Consider the following 20,877-nt stretch of genomic DNA (forward strand, 5'->3'; position numbering starts at 1 on the left):
AACAGGATGGACGCATCGCCCATCCTATCGAGATATTTCTGCGGCGACGACGTCGAGGTTGCAAAGTAAGCTCGCTTACACACTTCGCGCTTGCGATCGTCATGCACGCCGGGCAAGCTTGCGCGTTTTCATCACGCGGAGCCGTCATGTCCAAGCAAACGAACATCCTGCAACTTCTTCCCGCCACGGGCTGGGTCGCCGTCTACGACGAAAGCGGCGAAGAAAGCGCATCCACTCTGATCTGCTTCGCGCTCGTAGAAACCATCGACAACGGCAACAAGACGCAGACCGTGCGCCCGATGCACGCCGACGGCAAACACATCGCCTTCGCCGACGACGCCGCCAACTTCGTGCGTGTTGAAGAGCTCGCCGAATTTGAGGAAGACGAAGAAGAGGACGAGGAAGAGGAAGACGCCGAGGCGTGATACCGGCGCAAAGCGCCGGCACAAAGTGCGCGCCAGGAAGGCGCGCCGCTCTTCCCGGGGTCCCTTGGGTGTGGTGAAGGGCTGGCGGATCAGGCCTCGTAGGGGGCATGGGCATGGATGCCCATGCCTTTTCGTCAGCACAGGATGTGCTGTCGAAAAGCCCCGCCAGTCCTTCACGGACTTGGCGGGCAGGACGCCCGCCAAGCGCACCCTCGGGGGTGCCCTTCTCTTTGGTTACTTTCTCTTGGGCAAGCAAGAGAAAGTGACTCGGTCCTTCAGGACCGAAAGCGCCGCAGGCAATGCTCACAGGCGCGGCAAATTCAAAAAGCACAGTGAAAAGTCATCCGGCGAGGTTGCCCCTCACCCCAGCCCTCTCCCCGACGGGGAGAGGGCGCAAAAAGGCCAGCAAGCAACCTGTCACATAACCCTGTATAATCCGCAAGTTAACCCTACCGAAACCAGCGCGGCAGCCTTATGGCGCGCCCGAGCCCTTTATCCATGTCCATCGAAAACCTGCGCAATATCGCCATCGTCGCCCACGTCGACCACGGCAAAACCACCCTCGTCGACCAGCTGCTGAAGCAGTCGGGCACCCTGTCCGAACGCACCGTGCTGGCCGAACGCGTGATGGACAGCAACGACCAGGAAAAGGAACGCGGCATCACCATCCTGGCCAAGAACACCGCTATCACCTGGCGCGAAAACCGCATCAACATCGTCGACACCCCAGGCCACGCCGACTTTGGCGGCGAAGTGGAACGCGTGTTGTCGATGGTGGACACCGTGCTGATCCTGGTCGACGCGATGGACGGCCCGATGCCGCAGACGCGCTTCGTCACGCAAAAGGCATTCGCCATGGGCTTCAAGCCCATCGTCGTGGTGAACAAGATCGACCGCCCCGGCTCGCGCCCGGACTGGGTGGTGGAGCAAGTGTGGGATCTGTTCGACCGTCTCGGCGCCACGCCGGAGCAGATGGATTTCCCGATCGTCTACGCGTCCGCACTGAACGGTTACGCCTCGCTCGATCACGACGCCCGCGAAGGCGACATGACCCCGCTTTACCAGGCGATCATGGACCACGCGCCGAAGCCGGACGTGGACCCCACCGGTCCGTTCCAGATGCGCATCAGCCAGCTCGACTACAACAACTTCGTCGGCGTGATCGGCATCGGCCGCATCCAGCGCGGCACGTTGAAGAAGAACATGCCGGTCGCGGTGATCGATCGCCACGGCAAAAAGCGCCAAGGCAAGGTGCTGCAGGTGCTCGGCTTCCTCGGTCTTGAGCGCATCGAGCAGGACACCGCCGAAGCCGGCGACATCGTCGCCATCTCCGGCATTCAAGAGCTGACCATTTCCGACACGGTCTGCGCGCTCGACGCACCCGAAGCGCTGCCCGCGCTCACCGTCGACGAACCGACCATCAGCATGACTTTCCAGGTGAACAACTCGCCGTTCGCCGGCAACAAAGATCTCTCCGGCGGCAAGTTCCTCACCAGCCGCCAGCTGAAGGATCGCCTGGATCGCGAGCAGGTCCACAACGTGGCGCTGAAGGTCGAGCAAGGTTCCGATGCCGACAAGTTCCTCGTCTCCGGCCGCGGTGAATTGCATCTATCGGTACTGATTGAAAACATGCGCCGCGAAGGTTATGAGCTGGCCGTGTCGCGTCCGGAAGTGATCATCAAGGAAATCGACGGCCAGAAGATGGAGCCGATCGAACAGCTGGTGGTGGACGTGGAAGAAAATCACCAGGGTCCGGTGATGGAACGCCTGGGCGTGCGCAAAGGCCAGCTCAAGAACATGGAGCCGGATGGCAAAGGCCGCGTTCGCCTGGAATACATGATTCCTGCGCGCGGACTGATCGGCTTCCAGAACCAGTTCAAGACCCTCACCCAGGGTTCGGGCCTGCTGTTCCACGTGTTCGATCATTACGGTCCGAAGGAAGAAGGCCAGATCGCCAAGCGCCTCAACGGCGTGATGATCGCCAACGCCGCCGGCAACACGCCCGCTTATTCGCTCGGGCCGCTGCAAGATCGCGGCAAGCTGTTCGCCGCGGAAGGCGACTCGGTGTATGAAGGTCAGCTGGTGGGCATCCACGCCAAGGACAATGACCTCACTGTCAACGCCATCAAGCCCAAGCCGCTGACCAATATGCGCGCATCGGGCAAAGATGACGCAATCCAGTTGACGCCGGCGACCAAGTTCTCGCTCGAACAGGCGCTGGACTTTATCGACGACGACGAGTTGGTCGAAGTCACGCCGAAGGAAATCCGTCTGCGCAAAAAGCATCTGACGGAAAACGATCGCAAGAAGGCGTCGCGCAGCGCGTAATCGTTGTGTCACGTAACTCGCAAAAGGCCACCGCAAGGTGGCTTTTTGTTTTTTCTCCTTCTCCCCTTTGGGGAGAAGGTTGGGATGAGGGGCCAATCTTGCGAAGATGTCTCACGCAGTGCGTTGACAGCTCCTCCCAGGCCCTGCAGCATCATCGGCGCACTGTTATCGGGCGCCTTCTCCTCGCTCTCATGATCAAAACGCAAAACCGCCGCGCCCTACGCACGCTTTTATCGTTCGCGCTGATCGCCGGCGCGCCGCTGATCGCGCATGCCGACGACGCGCCGCTGTTCGTGCCGCAATGGCTCGGCGCGCAATATACGTTTGTGGATCAGAATCAGTCGCGTGTGCATTCGCCTTATCAAGGTCCGCTGAGCCTCGATCCGAACGGATCGACCGCGCGTTCGCACACCTTTGGCGTGTACTTCGGCGTCGCCCTGCCCTGGCATTTTCAGTATTACTTCGACGTAGAGATGTTCAAAGGCGAAGGCGTCAGCAACGCCACCGGTTTGGGCGGCCTCACCAACGGCGACATCATTCGTTCGGGCGTGGCCAGTCTAGGCAAGCGGCCTTACGTGGCGCGCGACTATCTGCGTTGGGTGTTGCCGCTGAGCGATGAAACAACGGCCGTCGAACGCGGACAGGATCAATTGCCCGATCACGAAGCCACCAAACATATCGAAGTAAAAATCGGCTTTATGGCCGTCAACGACGACTTCGATAAAAACCGCTACGCCAACGCCACGCGCACGCAGTTTATGAATTGGTCGCTGTGGAACAACACCACCTGGGATTTTGCTTCCGATACGCGCGGCTATACCGATGGTTTAGTGATCGGATGGATCATGCCAACCTGGAGTTTGCGCTACGGCATCTACCGCATGCCGGTCGAAGCGAACGGACAAGCGTTGCTGAAATCGTTGAGCGCGTCCAACGGACAGCAACTCGAATTGACCTTGCAGCCGAAACAGGATGGTTGGGCGCTGCGTTTCCTCGGTTACTACAACCGGGGAAACATGGGCCTTTATCAGCAAGCCATCGAGATCGCCGAACAGACGGGACAAACACCAGACATCCACGCCGACGACGCACCTGGCCGTCATAAATTCGGTTTCGGCATCAACGGCGAGCTTCCGATTGCCGACAACGGCGACACCGGCTTCTTTATGCGCGCAGGCTGGAACAATGGAAAGGCCGAATCGTTTATCTTCACCGAAGTCGATCGTTTGCTGAGCGGCGGCTTTCAGTTATCCGGCGTGCATTGGGGACGATCCGACGATCATCTCGGCGTCGGCGTCGCCATCAACGGGCTTTCGCACGAACACGCGCAGTATTTGTCGTTAGGTGGCGAAGGCTTTTTGCTAGGCGATGGCGCGCTGCGCTACGGACCGGAACAGATTGCTGAGGTGTACTACAACATCGCAGTGATCGATCACCTCACCATCAGCCCCGATCTGCAGTTCATTCGCAATCCCGGCTACAACCGCGATCGCGGACCTGCGCGATTTGCAGGATTGCGCGCACACGTGCAGTTCTGACGCATCTGCTCTCCCCTACTACACGTACGGGAGGGAGTGACATCAGGCAAGCAGATAGATCATCCATTCAATCGATCGCTGCACCGAATCGTCGTCGGCGCAACAAGATGCATATCGAACACCAGCAACTCGTTGTGTCCACGCGAAAGCCATGACGCCGGGCAATACAACCGCTGTTGCGGACCGATACGCCAATAGCGCCCGAGCAACTTGCCGTTGACCCACAGATAGCCTTTGTTCCACTCGCTCATATCGATGTAGCAATCGCCCGTATTGTCCAACTTGACGATAGCTTTAAAGAACATGCCGGGTCGTTGCTTGGACGGCGAATCGGCGCGCATCGGCGGAAGGCCGGCGACGTACGCCTCATCGATCGGCAAGCTGTGCGCCTGCCAGTTGTGCAGTTCTTCGCCGTCCAGCGTGACCGCGCCGACGATGCCTTTGAAGTCGTACATCGCCTGGCCATAACCCACATGGCCGAAACTGTCGACCAGAATATCCACGATCACGCCCGCGCCATTCGCGGGCGGCGGAATATCCACGTAGTTCTTCACGTGCAAACCAGGTTTATTTACGCGCGACACGTAATCTAGATACTTGCCGTCGCTGAACACTGTGCCGTAGTCGCGCAAGCCCTCCATATCGAGCATGCCGCCGCTCAACAACGTTTTGCGGTACACCACCATGCCTTGATTCTGCGCAAACAAAATCTCGTTCGGATCGGCCTTCTTCACCATCCGCGACGGCAACGGCAAGTTGTCCCAGATCGACGCGTAGGGATGCGCTATCACATCCGGGAAATGCATGGTCGGCGGCGGCGCCGGCGGCTCGGGAACCGTGTGCGAAACATGCTCGGCAATCAGTTTGCGAAACGCGTGATAGTTCGGCGTGGATTCGCCGCGCTCATTGATCGGCGCGCCGTAGTCGTAACTCGTGATAACGGGTTCGAAGTTGGCGTAGTCGTCACGTGCATTCGCGCCCGCCGTAAAACCGAAATTGGTGCCGCCATGCACCACGTACAAATTGAACGAGCGGCCTTCCGCCATCAGCTTCCGTAAGGTGGGAAGGTAATTGCCGGTTTGAAAATCCGGATCGCCCCAGTGCGTAAGCCAGCCAGGATAACCTTCGCTCATCCACACTGGCATTTCGCCGGCAAGCGCTTGCGCGGCCGCAAAATCTGTATCGCCATCCAAGCCGAGCGCTGCGCCTGGCACATACGTGCCTGTCTTCTGGATTTGACCCAGTCCATCGGCCACGGAGAACGGGCCTTCGATACCGTGCGCCTGCCACATCGATTTCAGGCGCTGCAGATAGGCGAGATCGTGACCGAACGACGCGTATTCGTTTTCGATCTGCATCATCAGAATCGGGCCGCCGCGACTTGCCATCAACGGCGCAATCTTTGGCGCGACCGCATCCATATAACGCTGTACGGCTTGCATATAGCGTGCGTCGTCTTTGGTGCGCACGCGAATCGATGGATCACGCAACAGATAAGCGGGAAGCCCACCTAAATCCCATTCGGCGCATACATACGGGCCTGGGCGTAAATACACCCACATCCCTTCCTGCTGACATAAGTTTATAAAGCGCACGAAATCGCGACGCTCGGTAGTGAAATCGAACTGGCCGGGCTCGCTCTCGAAGTAATTCCACATCAAGTAGATGGCGATGGTGTTTAGCCCCATCGCCTTGGCCATGCGAATGCGATGCAGCCAATACTCGGCCGGAATGCGCGCGGGATGCATTTCGCCACTGCGGATCTGGAACGGCGCGCCATCGAGCAGAAAATGTTGATGCGCGAGTTCGAACGTATGCGACTTTCCATCCGGCGCCGGTTCAACGCCGGAGATTTTGTTGGCCTCGCCGAACGCGACTGGGATCGCCGCGGCCAGCGGCGTCAACACCGCAAATCGTAGAAAATCGCGTCGTTGCATAAGTCCTTACCTTCCGCATGACGTAAGCCGGCGCGCGCAACGCGTACGCCGGCATCGACAAGCGATGGATGGATGCGCGCCCCATCCATCGCTCAGGAGGCCGGAGCGTACCTCAAGGCGTCAGTTCAAGGGTCAAAACTTCGAACGGCGCCAGCGTGATGGTGCTCACATGATCGGCGCTCATATGCGTGGGCACATCGCCGCCGATTTTCCAGACATTGTGCACGGTGAACTCGCGCTTCGCGTCATGCGGCAATTCGAGCTGACGCTGCAAATCGATCACCGCCGTCTGCGGATGCGAATCCGGATTGCGCAAGGTGACGATCGACTTGCTCGGCGACCACGCCGCCCAGCCGTACACATCGAGCCGGCCGGGATCGCCGCCGATCCAATGCGAATCGCGCAACACCTGGGCATTGGCGCGCGACCACTTGGCGGCGTCCGCCAGCACGTCCCAATCATCCTTCGTAAGCAAGGACGGTGTGATGTACATCTCCTGCAACTGCGTGCCCGTACCGAAGTAGGAATGCACTTCGTTGGCGAAGTCATGCCCCGGATCGGTGTTCAGGCGCTTATTTTTCTGCGCGTAAATAATCCCGTGGAGCATCAACGAATTGATCGGAAACAACGGACCTTGGATCACTATGTTTTCGTAAGTTTGCTGGTCGCGGTAGGTGATCCACTGCTCGCGCTCAGTGCCAACGCCGGTATGCCAATCGTCTTCGCCGCCGCGCCAGATGGAATCGGCGTAGCGCAACCAGAACGGCGATGCCCACGTACCCGTGGTGAGATTGATATACGTATCGGGCTTGGCCTTGCGGATGTCTTCGATCAACTGAATCGCCGCGGCAAAATCGCTGGTGAAACGACTGCCGGGAAAGACGCTGCTGACGTTGCCAGTGCCATCGAACTTGAATTGATTGATCCCGTTCTTGCTCAACAGCTCCATCACGGCATCGTGGAAGCGCTGGTAATACTTTGGTCCCGACAACGCAAAGCCGCCATCGATGATTTCATATCCCGATGCTTTGCCGTTGGTGATGCGTTCCTGCTTGGGCTCGCTGTAACCGCCCCACGGCGATAGCCAAACGCCTGGCGCGGCGCCGTATTTCGCGGCTGCGTCGCGCAAGGGCACAAATCCATGCGGAAAGTCTTTGCTGAAATGCCAACTGCCGCTGCGATCGTCCCAACCGTCGTCGAACAGGAACGAATCGAGCTTCACACCACGTTTGACCGTCAACTCCTGGCCGAACGTGTTAATGCGATCCAGCGCTTCCGCTTCGGTATAGGGCGTGAAGAAGCCGATGTCGTACCAAGAGTTATAGTGCAGAAACGGACGATACGGATGTGCGCGCTCACGCTCCACGTACGTAGCGAAATCGCGCCGCAGCTGATTGCCGTGCGTTACGCCTACCACGGCGGAATAGGTGATCGATTGCCCTTTCGGCAACGGCAGTCCTTCGTCCATCCACAGATGCACTTTGTCGCCGCGCACTTCGCTGTCCGACAACGGTTGTTCGAATCCCGCGTAATCGTTGCCTGCCACCACCGGCGAGCCTTTCACCGTGCCGACGACTTCCGCGCCATCCATCTTCAACTGCAGGAGATCGACGCGCGAAATGTCTTCGTCTTGCTTCAACGCCGTAACGGTGACGATTTCGCGCAGATAATCGCTACCTTCGCGCTGCACCCACTCCCAATCAATGCGAACGCGACCATTCGCGTCGCCGAAGCTTGCTTTGATCGCGCGCCCGGGCAAACGCTCCGCTTCGCGCGATGCGTTGGGCTGCGCCTTGAGCGCCACTTCTGTTGGCGCCGCCAGCAAGGCGAATTGCGACGCATCCAGCTTCTCGCCATGGCGGAACGTCAATGTAAACGGCGATACAACCGAGATGTCGCGCTGATTGACATGATCGGTCAGCGTCAGCGTTCCGACATGTGAATCTTTTGGTTGCCAGCTCGCCGATATCGCAGCGTTGCCAAAGGAATAGGCGTCATGCGTCGACGCCGCGAGCGCCTGCGAAGCGCTGAACATAACGACAGCAACCGCTGCAGCCGTTCCAAGCGCCAGCAGATTGCGGGGCATCTTCAAAGTTTGGGGCATATCCGTACATCCTTACGTGGTTACGCAATCCACCGATCGTCGCAGCGGTAACCCGCTGCGACGATCGGGGACAAGGCCAAGCATCGAATCAATAGTCGTAGGTCACACCGAACCGCACGTAGCGCGGCTGCTGCAACAACTCGGCGGTGCCATACAGCGGATTCGGCGTACCCGTGTCGTTGCTGTTGTATTCCCAGACGCGATTGAGTGCGACTTGGCTGTTGGTCACGTTGAACACGTCCAAACTGAAAGCGAGCTTGTGATCGGCAAAGGCCGGTCGATAACGCACGCCAAGATCGAGTTCTTTCATCCACGGCAAACGACCGTTGGTGCCCGGCGGATTGGGCTGCCCATTGCACCACGCGTACAGCGAGCCGTAGCCCACCGGGTCGCTTTGATCCGGACCGTACAAGCCGAGGCAATACTTCGGACCGCCGGAGACAAGCAGAAGGTTCGCTGACACCTGCCATTCCGGCGTCAGCTGGTAGTAACCGAACGCCTTGATCTGATGCGTGTGGTCGTTGCCCTGCGGACCGTTGGCAAAATACATCAGCTGTGGGAAATCCCAGTCGGTATTCTGTGTGCCGCCGCTGGACATGATGTCCGTTTCGCTCTGGCCTTCCGTGTTGCCGTAGCTGCGCGAGAACAGATAGTCGACCTTGCCGTACCACGTGCCGTCGAACGGATGTTCAAGGAACGATTCCAGCGAGTAGTAGCTGCGCACCATATGCGGGAAGCGCATCTGTGCGTTGCTCAGCGTGACGTTGTGGAACGCGCCGGTCGGATCTTGCACGGCAAACGTGTTCGCCTCGCCCGGATTGATGTAATAGCAAGTCGCCTGATTGGCGTCGACGATGCCTTGCTGCGCGGCCACGGCCGCAACCGTCGCGGTGTCGCAATAATCATCGATGTCATGACGCAGCAGACGGCGCGTGAACTTGGAGCCGTAGATCCACTTGTCGCCCGCAGCCTTGGTGAAACCGAGGATGTATTCGTCCTGCTCCTGCGATTTCAAACTGACCGCAGTGACCGAACGCGGATCGGGCAATTGGCCGTAAGCGCCGTCGGCCGATACCGGTGCGGAAACCTGCGTCAGTCCCGTCGGCGCACCGTTCGGCGCGATGCCACTGTAGGTGAAGTATTGCTGCGTGCTCGTGTAACCGTTGGCCGCGTTACCGGATACCAACGGCGTACCGAGGTTGTAGCGACCCGCATTGCCATACACCTTGAACGTGCCGTCGCCATTCACATCCCAGCTGAAACCGACGCGCGGCTGCCACGACGGTGTGGTCTGACGGATATACGGCGTTTGTTCCGCGTTGATCTTGTTGACGTAGGTGTCATTGCGCACGCCGATGGACACCAGCCAGCGATCGCTCACTTGCCATTGGTCTTCCAAATACTGTGCGTTTTCGTACGCCTTCAACCGATACAGATTGTTGAAGACATCCTGCTCGACGTAATAGCCGCTGGCACCGTTCGGAAAGCCGCCAATCGCCGGCACGCCGAGGCTCGGCGAGATCGGCACATTCGGCGTGTTGGTCTGGTCATAACCCCACGAATAGCCCGGGCCCGACGACGCGGAGCCTGCGTTGAAGGCACCATAGATCACATTATCGATACCGCCTGTGATCGTGTGGCTGCCCAGCGTGTACGTAAGGCTCAGACGCAGATTGCTGCTGTGGTAGTTCGGATTGCTGAGCTGGCTAATGGTTTGCGAGCCATTGTTTGGCACGCCGCCGTTGTAAGCAGGATTCTGATTGACCGCGCCGCTGATGTACGGATCATTCGCGTCGTAATCTTGCGGGATGGCATAACCGAACGTCTTCATCTTGCCGTACATAGCCGTGAAGGTGAGGCTATCGGTGATGTAACTGGTGAACTTGCCCGACCAGAATTCGCCGCCGGTCTTTGTGTTTTCCTGGAAACCGCGGAATGCGCCGTCGCTGAGGCTTGCGTAGTTGTAGTTGTAGATCGAACCGCTCTGCTCTTGCTTGCTCGATGCGGTAGTCAGTTCAAGCAGATTCTTGTCGCTGATGTTCCAGTTGATCTTGACGTAGTACTTAGGCAAGCGCGTCGTGGTGTGATCCGATGTGCCGGGAGGACCCTGATTACCAGACGTTCCCGAAGAAACCGGATTGACGCTATAGGTACCCTGCGTGCTCGATTCGGCCGACGCGAAGAAGAACAACTTGTCCTTGATAATCGGGCCGCCGACATACAGGTCGTACACGGATTGCCACTGTGTATCCTTGTTGTTGGGCTGAAACAGATTGCCCGCGACCGGCGTCGGCGGCAGACCGTTGGCGTAATACGTGTTGATCTGGCTGTCACGCAGACCAGATGGCGCGTATTCGTACTGCGCGCCAAAATGCCATTCGTTGGTGCCGCTCTTGCCGACCATGTTCAACACGCCGCCGTCGGAACGACCGTACTGCGCGCTATAGCCGCCGGTGTAAACCTCTTCCTGATCGATCGAACCGTACGGCAAGGTGATGCCGCCCGCGCCGCCATTGGGATCGGTCGTGTTGAAACCGTTGATGTAGTACGCGTTCTCCGGCGCGGCTGCGCCGCCGAAGCTGATCAGCGGATTGCCGGTCGTGCTCTTGGCGCCGGCCGCGTTGCTGACCGTGCCCGGCGCAAGCAGCGCAGCGGCTTCGGCCGAACGCGGCAGCGGCAATGCCGCCAACTGCTGCGACGTCACCACCGTGCGCGAGTCGACCGAACTGACGTCGATCGGCGGCGTTGCATTGGCCGACACCGACACGCCCGCCAACTGCTTCGCCGAGACGGCGCTGGCGAACGATACGTTTTCGCCGATGCCGACTTTCAACGTGATGTTGTCGCGCGTCTGCACCGCCGTACCGTTTTGCAGCAAGGTCACCGAATACGTGCCGATCGGCAACTGCGTCGCGTTGTAACGGCCGGCGCTATCCACGCCTACGGTGCGCGAGACGCCCGTATTGCTGCGAATTTGAATGGTCGCGCCGCTCGGTGCGGACACCTGACCGTAGATGCTACTGGTGGTCGACTGGCCGTATGCGCCCGCCGACACCAACAACGTGGCCATCACGGCGACAAGACGCTTTCGTTGCGATAGTAGGTTGCGCGTTGCAGTCGACGTGTTGGTGCTCGTCGTGCCGTGCGCTATGGCGTCGCGCTTGGATTTCTTTGCATACATCAGGAACAACCCTCCCATGTGGTAATGCCGCATCACTTGGAGACGCTCTCCCGTGTGCGCGTGTTGTGGTATCCGGCCGAAAGCTCCCCTTACGACGCGGATTTGGTTTTTTGTCTACAACTCCGTGCCACCATCACTGTGACGATCCGACTTGCGCACCCAACGCCGGACGTATGCGTTGAACGTGCACGGTCGGAAGCAGCGACTCCACGACGCTGCTTTCTGCAAAACCCGTTTCTTCCGATTGCGCGTTGGCGACACCGCACGCGACGGCCATGCGCAATGCCTGCGCCAAACTCATATGCCGCTGAAGGGCGACCGCCGTGCCAGCGAGAAAACAATCGCCCGATCCCACCGCATTGCGCACGTGCTCGGGACTGAGCTGCGCATGCCATACACCTGCGTCCCCGGCGGCGACGGCGCCCAATTCGCCCATCGTGACAACCGGCATGGCGATACCGCGCTCGCGCAGCGCTATCGCCGCCGCTTCGGCGGCTTGCATGTCGATGACTGGATTGCCGACCAGATCGCTGACTTCGTCGCGATTGGGTTTCACCAAGTACGGCTTCGCGTCGATGGCATGACGCAACGCTGCGCCGCTCGCATCGACCAAACAGCGCTTGCCGCGGCTGTTTACGTAATCGACTAGTTCGGCGTAGGTCGTATCGGGCAAACCGCGCGGCAGGCTGCCGGAGAGAATCACCAGCTCGCTGTTTTCGACGCTCTGCCGAAATGCCGCAAGCAGCGCTTCGCCTTCGGCTTCGCTCAATTGGGGCCCCTGCCCCAAGATCTCCGTCATGCGCCCACTTTTCTCTTTCAGCGCGAAGCACTGCCGCAACTCGCTGCCGACCATCACGCCCTGGAAAGCGACGCCGCGCTCGCGCATGCGACGCGCGATGAAATCCCGATGCGTCGCATCGACCAAACCGATCAGTTGAACTTTCTCGCCGAGCGCCGCAATGGTTTGCGCGACATGCACGCCTTTGCCGCCCGGATAAACCTTTTCTTCGCGCACGCGATGCACGTCGCCGGGCGTCAACGTATCGATATGGATCAAGCGATCGATAGCGGTGTTGAAGCCGGCGACGGTGATCATGGCGTCTCCGTCAGCAAAGCCGATGCTTCGCTTGCCGTCGCTTGCGCCGTCGTACCGCCGACACCGCGCGTAGAAAGACTGCCGCACGCACTGCCCCAGCGCATGCAATCGACCCAGGGCAGCTTGCGCAGCCAGGCGTGCAGAAAGCCGGCGTCGAAGGAATCGCCCGCGCCGGTGGTATCGATGGCATCGACGGGATACGCCGGCACATTGAGCCACTGCCCTTCGTACAAGCTGGTGCAGCCTTGGCGTCCGCGTTTTGCGACGGTGCGCGTGCGGCCGTTTTGCACGCTGGTCAGTGCATCGTGAAGCTCACTGCGCCCCGTAATGGCGAGCAATTCATCTTCGTTGGGCAAAAAGACGTCGACGTGCTTCAGAACGTCGAGCAGATCTTCGCCCCAGGTTTGCGTCGGGTCGAAACCCGGATCGAGCGAGGTGGTGAGCCCGGCCGCGCTCGCGCGCGCAAACAAATCGCGAATGCCCGGACGCAAGCCTTGTTGCAGGTAGTACGACGAGACGTGCAAGTGATGCGCGTTCTTCAGCCACTCGTCTTTGATGTCTTCCGCGCGCAACTCCGACATCGCGCCGGCGAACGTCACCAGCGCGCGATCCTGCGGCGTCGACAACGACGCCGTGACGCCGGTGCGCAACGCGTGATCGGGATGCAACGTCGAAACATCGATACCCGCATCGCGCAGCGCGTCCAAGCAAAACGCGCCCGACGCGTCCGCGCCAAGACACCCATGGAACGCGACGCGATTGCCCAGGCGCGCTAATCCCATCGCGCAAATCATCGAGGAGCTGCCGGGCGTCATCACAAAGTCGTCGGCCAACACTTCCTTGCCCGGCGTGGGCAAGGCGTGACAACCCTTGAAGACGAAATCAACGTTGATTTCGCCGACCACCAGAATGCGTACAGGCTGCTCGTGCGATGTCATGGCGTCGCTCCGTGCAACGCGAAATCTTCGACCACGCGCGTGAGCACGCCTTCGGAAGGCGTATCGGGCTTGCCGCCGAGTTCCAGGCAGCGGAAAAACGCCAGCAATTGCGCGGCCACAACACCGGACAACACGGCAGGCACGTCCGCGTTCGATGCGGAAAGCGTCGTATCGATGGTCACATCGCCCGGCGACAACACATCCGCCGGAATGTCGTTACCGACGATCAACTTCGCCATGCCCAACTGCTTGCGCGACAACTCACGCAGCAGATCGCACTCGAAACGACGCACCGCCGGATCGGGCGACAGTATCGCGACCGTTACCGTGTGCGGATGAATAAACGACATCGGTCCGTGGCGCAGACCGAGAAACGTTTCGGCCATGGTGACGACTTTGCCGCCCGTCATCTCCAGCATTTTCAACGCGCCTTCGCGCGCCGCGCCGAACGCTGCGCCACTACCCAGATAAACGATCGATCGCACATCGCGCTGCGCCAACGCAGCGATCGCGTCGCCGTGCTTGTCGAAGATGTGTTGCGCATTCGCCGCTGCCACGTCGATCGCGTTCGCGGTCAGCGCGGAGCGCGTGTCGTGCAGCACGCCCAGACCACCCACCAGCAAATTGGTGAAGCTGCTGGTCATCACCAGGCTGCGATCGTTGGTGCGCTCGTCCAGCACCACGGCGGTCACGCGCGGTTCGTGGCGATACTGCGTCGCGAGCTTGCCGTCGGCGTTGCAGGTGATCACCAAATGCCGCCACGCGGGCGCATCGGCCAGCAAGCTGTTGACGATCGCCGCGCTCTCGGGGCTATCGCCCGAACGCGCGATCGATATCAGCAAGCCCGGCCCTTGCGGCAATACGCTGCGCCAATGCGTCAGCAAGGTGCCTGCGGCGATGGCCTGCACGGGAATGCCCAGCCCCTGCTGCAGCAAGGGCGCCAGACATTCGCCGATATAGATGGAACTGCCCGACCCGGTGAGCACGATATGCGCAGGCCGCGGGTCCAGCGCCTTCGCCAGCCGTTGCTGCGCTACTGTGCTCTGCAGAAGATCGAACGTGTCCCGCCAGGTGGCCGGCTGCTGCAGGATCTCGCGCAGCGTGTCCGCATAGCCCGCCGCGTGCTGCTCATCGACCGGGCGGTCCCGGAGATCGCTCAGCATGTCTTTTTCTTTCGTTTTCTTATGAAGTCTTGACATTTTGCTCAATTCGCTCGAATCTGAAATCATTCGATGACGCCTCCAGAGTATTCGAAATGAAAGACTCGTTACAACACCTTTCGAAAACTTCCGAAAAGTTTTCCAAGCTTTCCCTCTCCCACGGCAAGCGAACCCGGCTGTGGCGCTTGATGTATGGGTCCGGCCCCCGCAACGGCAGCATGCTCGTGCTGCCGCTGGACCAGGGGCTAGAACACGGCCCGACCGACTTCTTCCCCCACCCGCCCGCCGTCGACCCGGAATATCAGTTCCGGCTTGCGGTGGAAGGCAATTTCTCCGCCATCGCCCTGGGTGTGGGCCTGGCCGAGAAATATATGGGCGACTGGTGCGGGCAAATTCCGCTGATCCTCAAGCTCAACGGCAAAACCAATATCCCAAGCGATGCAGAGGCCACGTCGCCGCTGTTCGCCTCGGTGGAAGACGCCGTGCGTCTTGGCGCGGATGCCGTCGGTTACACCATGTACGTCGGCACGCCGCGCCAGCATGACGAAATCCGCCAGTTCGAAAAGGTGCGACAGGACTGCGAACGCTTCGGCATGCCGCTGGTGATGTGGTCGTATCCGCGCGGCGCCGCCATCGACGCCAAAGGCGGCAAAGGCAGCTTGTTTGCGCAGGATTACGCCGCGCGCGTCGCGTTGGAGTTCGGTGCAGACATCGTGAAACTGCACGAACCCGACGACAGCACCGCCAATGCACCCAAGCCCTACAACACGCTGCAAGAAGACGCCTCCGCCCGCACGCAACGCGTCGTGCGCTCGGCGGGACGCACCATGGTGTTGTTCTCCGGCGGCGAAAAGAACGACGACGACGCAGCCGTGCTGCGCAAGGTGGAGTTCTACATGGCGTCCGGCGCAACCGGCGTGATGTTCGGCCGAAATATGTGGCTGCGTCCGCTCGATCAGGCGATCGCGCTGGTCAAGCAGGTGCATCAGATCATGGCGAAATACCCGCGCTGACGCGCGACCCGAATCCGCGCGACTGCATGGCTAACCCCTTCCCATGCAGCTTGGCGCGGCGCCTCTCCCTCCCCGGTGGGATGCTCTGCGACATCCCTCACCCGACCGGGGAGGGGGTTGAGGCGATAAGCTCTTGATATCCAGCCCATGCATCAACGAGCTTGTTCTGTTCTTCTGAAAATCAGAAAGCGATGCCACACCAAAAACGCAAACCTAGCGCGCCAGCCTGGTCCTTCCGCACGCAAACCCGCGGAGGATGCTTCTGTTGCGCACCGCCTCGTGGCGCTGGCATCGTTCAAATGGGCAACGGCAAGAATCCACTACAAACGGCGCCCGATCGCAGCAAGAGCGAGCTGCGCCTGAAGGATTTCAAACCGCGCAGCATGCTTCGCGTGGAAAAAAACCGCATCGAGCGTCCGCGCTTTCCGGTGATCGATGCGCACACGCATCTGACGTGGTCGAGCAAAGTGCGCAACGGTGTATCGGTCGGCGAAGAAATCGTCGTCTTCGCCAAACCCGAAGATCTGTTGCCGGTGATGGATCGCAAAGGCATTCGCACGCTGGTCAATCTCACCGGCGGCGTGGGCAAAGGTCTGGAACAGAGCATCGCGCTGTTCGACAAAGTGGCGCCGGGACGTTTTATCACGCTCACCGAACCTTCGTTCGAACATTTTCCCGAAGCGAATTTTCCGCAGCTGCAGGCCGACGCCATCGCGCATGCGCATCGTGTCGGCGCGCGTGGACTGAAACTGCTCAAAACGCTGGGGCTTTACTTGCGCGAACAGCTCGATAGCGGACCGCTCGTTCCGGTGGACGACCGCCGCTTCGATCCGATGTGGGAAGCCTGCGCCGCGCACAATATGCCGGTGTTTATGCACGTGTCCGATCCGGAAGCGTTTTTCCTGCCCACGGACGAACATAACGAGCGCTACGAGGAACTGAGCAATCACCCGGATTGGTCGTTCTACGGCCCCGAATTTCCCAGCAACGAAGAGTTGCTCGCCGCGCGCGATCGAGTGATTGCGCGCCATCCCAACACCACCTTCGCACTGATGCACGTGGGCAATTGGGCGGAAAATCTCGACGCCGTGGCCGATTGCCTGGACCGTTTCCCCAACACTTTGGTCGATATCAGCGCACGCATCGGCGAGCTTGGCCGACAGCCGCGTACCGCCCAGCGCTTTTTCGACCGATATCAGGACCGCATCCTGTTCGGCACCGATGCGGTGCCCTCGCCCTATGGCGACGACGTCCCGCAACAGCTGTTCGGCGACGAGCTCTACGAGATCTATTACCGCTTCCTCGAAACGGAGGACGAATACTTCGACTACGCCCCCGCCGAGGTCCCTCCGCAAGGGCGCTGGTCCATCTACGGCCTGGGTCTGACAGACACGGTTCTTCGCAAGATATACCATGACAACGCTGCCAGACTCCTAGGCCTAAGCTAGTCATGAATGAAATCCGCGCTGCCGCCCCCTCGCAACGTTTGCTGGTTGAGGAGCGCCGGCGCCTCATCGTCGAGCACATCGAATCCAACGGCCGCGCCACCGTGGAAGAGCTGGCCGCTCGCTTCGGCACCTCCACCGTCACCATCCGCAACGATCTGGAAGCGCTGGCCCGCGTCGGCGCCATCGCGCGTTCGCACGGCGGCGCCTTGCCCGCCACGCAAGCCGTCACCAACGATATTCCGCTGAATATCAAGGAGACGCGCTCGCATCCGCAGAAGCTGCGCATCGGCCAGGCCGCCGCCAAGCTCATCAACGACGGCGACACCATCATTCTCGATTCCGGTTCCACCACCGCGGAAATTGCGCGGCAGATCCGGCAGATGAAGTTCGACTCGCTCACCGTCGTCACCAACGCGTTGAATATCGCGCTGGAGCTTTCGGGCCTGCCTAATATCCGCGTGATGATGCTTGGTGGCTTGCTCCGTCAGACGTCGTATTCGCTGGTCGGACCGGATGCCGAACAGGCGCTTTCGCGTATTTCCGCCGATAAATTATTTCTAGGCGTCGACGGTCTCGACCCCGACGTCGGCGTCACCACGCCTGACCCGCTCGAAGCCTCGCTCAATGCGCTGATGATTCGCGTCTCGCGCGAAACCATCGCCGTGTTCGACGCCAGCAAGCTGGGACAGCGCAGTTTGTCCGTGATTACGCCGGTGCAGACGTTAAATACGGTGATTACCGATAGCAGCGCGGCGCCGGATATGTTGGATGCGCTGCGCAATGCGGGTGTGAAGGTGATGCAGGTTTGAGGACCCCGTCTCGCACGCCTAAACGGACGCTGCGCTCTTTTAATCGCACCATTCCCTTACAGCTCCCTACTACCGTACGTCATTCCGGCGAAGGCCGGAATCCAGTACAAACGTGCTGTGCGAAGCACACAACATAAAGAAGCTTGAATGTGCTTCGCACGGTTTATTTGGACTGGATTCCGGCCTTCGCCGGAATGACACTTCGTAACGGAGAAGCATCCCTATGGATGGGAAGCAGCCCTGTGTCTACGTACTTGCAAGCCGTAGAAATGGAACGCTGTACATTGGCGTTACAAGCAATTTGATCAAACGCATATGGCAGCACAAGAACGATTTCGTCGAAGGATTCACGAATCGACACGACGTGCATACCTTGGTTTGGTACGAGCTTCACGCGACCATGGAATCCGCCATCACACGCGAAAAACAACTCAAGGAATGGAAGCGCTTTTGGAAAATCCGCCTAATCGAAGCGGTGAATCCAGATTGGATTGATTTCTACCCTACGTTGCTATGCCAATGACTTGGCAACGTAGAAGGCAGGAAATCTCACACAAGCTGTGCCCTTTCAAGCGCAGAAATATACCGCTCCAAGCGCGGGCCCAAATAACAATGCGATCCACAAGGTAACAACCCCACTTCGCGAAACTCGCGCAAATACCAAGACGGCGCGCGCAGCTGCAGTTCGTGATGATCGCCATCCACGTCGTCGCGATTGGTAAACACTTCCAGAAACGCGACGCCCTCAAGCATCTCGCCGATGCCAACCAATCCCGCGCGAATCTCGGCAGGCTTGAGGTAATGCAAAACATCCGTGCACACGATCACATCGAAGCGCGTGTCGAATCGCAGTTCGGCCAATTGACCAAAACTTGCCAATCCGATATTGCGGCTGCGCCCGAAACGACGCACTGCGTATTCGCTGGCATCCAATCCGCGGTAATGAACATCCGGGCGCAATGCACGCAACGGCGCGCGCCAAACGCCTTCGCCGCATCCCACATCGAGCACGTTGCGGATGGGTCTGCCCAGGTAATACTCCGCCTGCGCCACGACCATCGCGACCTTGCGCTTCAACGTCGCCGCGGACCGCACGGCGTGCTTCGGATCGCGGTACCACTTGTCGAAATAGGCTTGGTCGTAAGTTTTGCGCATGCTAGAGCTCCTTGGGATCGTGCATCGTAACTCCGCTTTAACGGTTGCGCCCTGAATTTGTGAATCACCGCCGAATATTCGTCACCATTCGCAACCTTTCGGTCAGCGCATCCCGTGGCCGCACGTTGAGGGCGTAAGGTCCAACAGGGGAAGTCCCGATATGGCTATCGGCATTGCAGGGTTTCGGCGACTAAGAAGTTCAGCTTGGTTGGGGTTGCTGCTGGTCGGCGCGGCGCCGCTCGTTGCGTCTCTCCCAACACAGGCAACGCAAAGCGCGCCATTGAGCGCCGACGACATCGCATGGTTACGTCGTGACACCTTCGGACTGGACAGCGCCACGATCGAACGCTATCGAGAACTCGGGCGCACCCGCTTTCTCGATCAACAACTCGCCGGCGGCGACGATCCCCTTCCCCCCGCCGTCGCGCCGCTGATCAACAGCTACGAGGTCTACAACACCTCGCCCGCCAAGCTGGTGGCGGAATATCGCGACGAGCAGAAAAAAGTGAAGGAAGTCGACGCCGCCGACACCAACGCCAAGGACATGGCGAAGAAGGATTTTCAAAAATACCGCCGCGAGCTGTATCGCCAAAGCGCCGAAATCGAGCTGCTTCGCGCGATTTACGGCGGCAACCAATTGAAAGAGCAGATGGTGTGGTTCTGGCTCAACCACTTCAATATTTATGCGGCCAAAGGCGGTGTCGGTTTGTTCGCGGCGGACTATGAAGAAGACGTCATCCGTCCGAATGCGCTGGGTAAGTTCAAGGACTTGGTCATGGCTACGCTGGAAAGCCCGGCCATGCAGCTGTACTTGGACAATGCGCACAATATCCGCGGCAAAACCAACGAAAATTACGCGCGCGAATTGATGGAGTTGCATACGTTAGGCGTCAACGCCGGCTACACGCAACAGGATGTGCAGCAGTTGTCGCTGATCCTTACCGGCGCGGGAATCGTCCCGCAACGCGAAAGGAATGTCGTCGACGGCATCGACGGAAATTTCTTAAATCAGCGTCCCGGCATTGTACGAAACGGTTTGTTCGTATTCCTGCCCGGCAGGCACGACTTCTCCGACAAGCAGTTCCTTGGCCATACCATCAAAGGCTCTGGCTTCAACGAAATCAAACAGGCGGTCGATCTGATCGTCGCGCAACCGGCGTGTGCGCAATTCATTTCGCGTCAGCTTGCGGCTTATTTCGTTTCGGATAATCCACCGCCCGCGCTCGTGGATGCGATGGCAAAAACATTCCAAAACACTGATGGCGATATTGCCGCCGTGTTGCGCACGATGTTCCTGTCGAAGTACATCACGCAGGGCGAGGCCAAGAAGTTCAAAGACCCCACGCAATTCCTGGTGTCAGCCATGCGCTTGAGCTACGACGGCAAGCCGATTTCCAACGCGGATCCACTGGTGAACTGGCTCAATCAGATGGCCGAACCCGTGTACGGCCACATCACGCCGGACGGCTGGGCAAGCGATGATGCGAGCTGGTCCAGCTCCGGTCAGATGGCGAAGCGCTTCGACGTTGCGCGCGCCATCGGCAGCGGACGCAATCGCTTGTTCGCCAATGGCGACGGCGAGGTGGTGCACATCGATCCGCCGATGCTCAATTCCGCTTTGTTCCAACAGACGCTGCAACCGAATTTGTCCGACGCCACGCGCACTGCGCTGGCAAAAGCGACTTCGCAAGTGGAATGGAACACCTTTCTGCTGGCGTCACCCGACTTCAACTATCGCTGAGATC

General features: G+C 59.5%; 15 protein-coding genes. 8 read left to right on the forward strand and 7 right to left on the reverse strand.

What is annotated here, in order from left to right; genetic code table 11:
- Positions 1-146 precede the first annotated feature (146 nt).
- The 3 genes from L0U79_RS15620 to L0U79_RS15630 all read left to right on the forward strand — a co-directional run bounded on the left by L0U79_RS15620 (position 147) and on the right by L0U79_RS15630 (position 4,291).
- The gene (locus L0U79_RS15620) at positions 147-425 is read left to right on the forward strand and encodes a hypothetical protein (protein ID WP_233843164.1); all 279 of its coding nucleotides are present in this window, start codon (positions 147-149) and stop codon (positions 423-425) included.
- A 498-nt stretch (positions 426-923) separates the two neighbouring features.
- The gene (gene typA, locus L0U79_RS15625) at positions 924-2,753 is read left to right on the forward strand and encodes a translational GTPase TypA (protein ID WP_233843165.1); all 1,830 of its coding nucleotides are present in this window, start codon (positions 924-926) and stop codon (positions 2,751-2,753) included.
- A 191-nt stretch (positions 2,754-2,944) separates the two neighbouring features.
- Positions 2,945-4,291 (forward strand): carbohydrate porin, encoded by a 1,347-nt coding sequence (locus L0U79_RS15630; protein ID WP_233843166.1) that lies wholly within the window; start codon positions 2,945-2,947, stop codon positions 4,289-4,291.
- Between the two features lie 59 nt (positions 4,292-4,350).
- On the opposite strand, the gene L0U79_RS15635 is transcribed toward L0U79_RS15630, so the two are convergent.
- From L0U79_RS15635 to L0U79_RS15660, 6 genes are all read right to left on the reverse strand, one after another.
- The gene (locus L0U79_RS15635) at positions 4,351-6,228 is read right to left on the reverse strand and encodes a beta-galactosidase (protein WP_233843167.1); all 1,878 of its coding nucleotides are present in this window, start codon (positions 6,226-6,228) and stop codon (positions 4,351-4,353) included.
- A gap of 112 nt (positions 6,229-6,340) precedes the next feature.
- Positions 6,341-8,332, reverse strand: a complete 1,992-nt coding sequence (locus L0U79_RS15640) for an enterotoxin (protein ID WP_233843168.1) — start codon at positions 8,330-8,332, stop codon at positions 6,341-6,343.
- An 88-nt stretch (positions 8,333-8,420) separates the two neighbouring features.
- On the reverse strand, positions 8,421-11,531 hold the full coding sequence (locus L0U79_RS15645) for a TonB-dependent receptor (protein ID WP_233843169.1): 3,111 nt from the start codon (positions 11,529-11,531) through the stop codon (positions 8,421-8,423).
- Between the two features lie 115 nt (positions 11,532-11,646).
- Complete coding sequence (locus L0U79_RS15650; RefSeq protein WP_233843170.1) at positions 11,647-12,609, reverse strand: 1-phosphofructokinase family hexose kinase; 963 nt, start codon at positions 12,607-12,609, stop codon at positions 11,647-11,649.
- Positions 12,606-13,547: a carbohydrate kinase family protein gene (locus L0U79_RS15655; protein ID WP_233843171.1), complete on the reverse strand. Its 942-nt coding sequence runs from the start codon at positions 13,545-13,547 to the stop codon at positions 12,606-12,608. The genes L0U79_RS15650 and L0U79_RS15655 overlap by 4 nt, the downstream gene beginning before the upstream one ends.
- Positions 13,544-14,710 (reverse strand): tagatose-6-phosphate ketose isomerase, encoded by a 1,167-nt coding sequence (locus tag L0U79_RS15660; RefSeq protein WP_233843172.1) that lies wholly within the window; start codon positions 14,708-14,710, stop codon positions 13,544-13,546. Before L0U79_RS15660 ends, L0U79_RS15655 begins: the two co-directional genes overlap by 4 nt.
- Positions 14,711-14,925: 215 nt before the next feature.
- On the opposite strand from L0U79_RS15660, the gene L0U79_RS15665 reads away from it, so the two are divergent.
- The 4 genes from L0U79_RS15665 to L0U79_RS15680 all read left to right on the forward strand — a co-directional run bounded on the left by L0U79_RS15665 (position 14,926) and on the right by L0U79_RS15680 (position 18,500).
- Positions 14,926-15,720, forward strand: coding sequence for a fructose-bisphosphate aldolase (locus tag L0U79_RS15665; protein WP_233843173.1), 795 nt, complete (start codon positions 14,926-14,928; stop codon positions 15,718-15,720).
- Between the two features lie 299 nt (positions 15,721-16,019).
- The gene (locus tag L0U79_RS15670) at positions 16,020-17,168 is read left to right on the forward strand and encodes an amidohydrolase family protein (protein WP_233843174.1); all 1,149 of its coding nucleotides are present in this window, start codon (positions 16,020-16,022) and stop codon (positions 17,166-17,168) included.
- A gap of 2 nt (positions 17,169-17,170) precedes the next feature.
- Positions 17,171-17,977: a transcriptional repressor AgaR gene (gene agaR, locus L0U79_RS15675; protein WP_233843175.1), complete on the forward strand. Its 807-nt coding sequence runs from the start codon at positions 17,171-17,173 to the stop codon at positions 17,975-17,977.
- 223 nt (positions 17,978-18,200) lie between these two features.
- The gene (locus L0U79_RS15680; protein WP_233843176.1) at positions 18,201-18,500 is read left to right on the forward strand and encodes a GIY-YIG nuclease family protein; all 300 of its coding nucleotides are present in this window, start codon (positions 18,201-18,203) and stop codon (positions 18,498-18,500) included.
- Between the two features lie 26 nt (positions 18,501-18,526).
- Here L0U79_RS15680 and L0U79_RS15685 read toward each other — a convergent pair whose 3' ends face one another.
- Positions 18,527-19,132: a class I SAM-dependent methyltransferase gene (locus tag L0U79_RS15685; protein WP_233843177.1), complete on the reverse strand. Its 606-nt coding sequence runs from the start codon at positions 19,130-19,132 to the stop codon at positions 18,527-18,529.
- A 160-nt stretch (positions 19,133-19,292) separates the two neighbouring features.
- On the opposite strand from L0U79_RS15685, the gene L0U79_RS15690 reads away from it, so the two are divergent.
- On the forward strand, positions 19,293-20,873 hold the full coding sequence (locus L0U79_RS15690) for a DUF1800 domain-containing protein (RefSeq protein WP_233843178.1): 1,581 nt from the start codon (positions 19,293-19,295) through the stop codon (positions 20,871-20,873).
- The last annotated feature ends 4 nt before the right edge of the window (positions 20,874-20,877 follow it).

It is taken from the genome of Dyella sp. 2HG41-7 (assembly GCF_021390675.1).
Taxonomy (GTDB): Bacteria; Pseudomonadota; Gammaproteobacteria; order Xanthomonadales; family Rhodanobacteraceae; genus Dyella_B.